The 1,938-nt window shown below is 38.3% G+C and carries 3 protein-coding genes; 1 reads left to right on the top strand and 2 read right to left on the bottom strand.

Annotated features, from left to right (window positions below):
* Positions 1-392 precede the first annotated feature (392 nt).
* On the bottom strand, positions 393-695 hold the full coding sequence (locus tag A7325_RS13005; protein ID WP_068408813.1) for a helix-turn-helix domain-containing protein: 303 nt from the start codon (positions 693-695) through the stop codon (positions 393-395).
* A 1-nt stretch (position 696) separates the two neighbouring features.
* The gene (locus A7325_RS13000; protein WP_068408811.1) at positions 697-1,044 is read right to left on the bottom strand and encodes a type II toxin-antitoxin system RelE/ParE family toxin; all 348 of its coding nucleotides are present in this window, start codon (positions 1,042-1,044) and stop codon (positions 697-699) included.
* Positions 1,045-1,385: 341 nt separating this feature from the next.
* Here A7325_RS13000 and A7325_RS12995 point away from each other — a divergent pair, with 341 nt between their 5' ends.
* Entirely contained in the window at positions 1,386-1,589 is a 204-nt protein-coding gene (locus tag A7325_RS12995) for a hypothetical protein (RefSeq protein WP_068408809.1), read from the top strand.
* Positions 1,590-1,938 lie beyond the last annotated feature (349 nt).

The following is a 1,938-nucleotide window of genomic DNA, read 5'->3' as shown; positions in this document are numbered from 1 at the left end:
GAGGGCCTTCACTTGGTGTTCTTTAACAATGATAAGACTGTATTTCGACAGTTAGTTAGCTTTTTAACCCCTAAACCTATGAAAATCGGGTGGGGATGATTTTTTTGTCGTGTGCAGAGTACAAATAGTTAAAGTTTCAACTCCGAGATATTTTAAGAGAAGTCATATTTTTTAAGAGTTTTGAGTATGCCCCAGCAGAACAACTAAAAAGTGCCAAAACTCTATTAACAGACCACTTAAAACAGACTGTTAATAGGGAACCATCTATAACAAGTTTTTGAATTAAGGGGCTGGTTGCTATGCTTTCCTAATAACATTAGCCTATTCTTAGTAATAAATAAGCCACCCATAAGAGGGTGGCTTATTTGCGCTTGAATCACTTGAATTTATGATTACACATTAAAGCCTATGTGCTTCCCTGTTGGCAGCTCAACATCGATACGAAGCTTACCACCCATAGCTTCAACATATTTTTTCATGGTCGATATTTTAAGATCATTGCCGCGATTTTCTATAGCAGACAATGAAGGCTGTTTAATACCCATGGTTTGAGCCAGCTCTTTTTGAGAGATCTCTAACTCTTCACGGATACGAGACAGTTGGTTTTCTAAAAGCAGTTGCTCTGCCAGTTGTTTAATACGCGCTCGGCTGTCTAAAGAGCGCTCAGCTAACATCTCTTGTAATGTCTTAGTCATGTTATGGATCTCCTAAAGTTCTGAGGTGACACTCATACTGCTGGTCTGCAGTGGCTAGCATTTCTTTATAAAAACGCTTTTTATTACCCTTATCACCAATACAAAGCACAATCGCTTGCCGCTTTGGGTCAAAGGCAAAAAAGGCTCTGAGTGGCTTGCCTCTGTGCTGAATACGCAACTCTTTCATGTTGGTAAACTTTGAATCATACACCGTATCTACTAAAGGGTGACCCAAGCTTGGACCTTGCTGTTCTAAAACCACCAAAGCTGCCAGTACTTTTTCTTGCGTTGATTCGTCTTGCTGATCAAACCATTGGTTGAACAGCTCTGTTGTGATGACAGTCCACATATAAAAACCAATATATAGATTACAGTCTATATAATACAGCTAATCGAGACAGTCTGCAATTAGAACGAGCAGCTTTAGTGCGTCGTGTTACTGGCTTATGACATTATGATCAGCTCTTAACAACCTATTCTTAATAGTGATAGTATTTTCTATCGTATAACGATACTTGTTTTTAGTGATTTTCGGAGAACTTAGAACCTGATATTCAAACCAAGATAGCAATACGCAAATGATGTTAAAATACAATCAGAGAAGTCTACAGACCACTAAAACACTTGGGAAACGACTAAGAGTTCAATGCCTTTACAGCGCAATAATCACGATTTAAAGGAAAAATAACTTTGTATAAATCAGAGCAAGCAAGACAAGTAATTTATCATCAAGACCCTACTGTTAACACTGACTGGTTAGACGCGGTTACGATTGATACCGACAGAAAGAAAATAACCAAAGCAGAGAACGAGCAGCTGACAAAAGGATTTGTTAGGGGATTGATAGCAGGTAAAGTCATTGGCATTGAGTCGCTCGATGATTTAAATTTTTGAGGGTCTGCTAAAAATCAGCACACCCTCATCATAATGACGAACCCTAAAAAGACAGCAGTTAGGCGGAATAAAAACTGATTGTTGGTGCGGGTGTTGATATTGAGAAAAATAAATAATAAGAAAGCCCGTAAAAACTGGACGTACAGCCGACAGTTTGTGTTCTAGTATAGAAGTCAAACTAGGGTATGTTTACAAAAATCTAGCGGCAACCATCGCAGACAACATAAAAATTTGGTGGTGTGTCAAAAAGTATGCTGGCATCAGACGTAGGCATAATTGACATAAAAGAACACCAGATCGAATACTTTAAAGTGATTATCAAGCTTTTTTGAGAAGCAACAAGTCTTTC

It is taken from the genome of Psychrobacter sp. SHUES1, from assembly GCF_001652315.1.
Classification (GTDB): Bacteria; Pseudomonadota; Gammaproteobacteria; order Pseudomonadales; family Moraxellaceae; genus Psychrobacter; species Psychrobacter faecalis.
The sequence above is the reverse complement of the archived record's forward strand: the minus strand, read 5'-3'. Positions and strand labels throughout refer to the sequence as shown.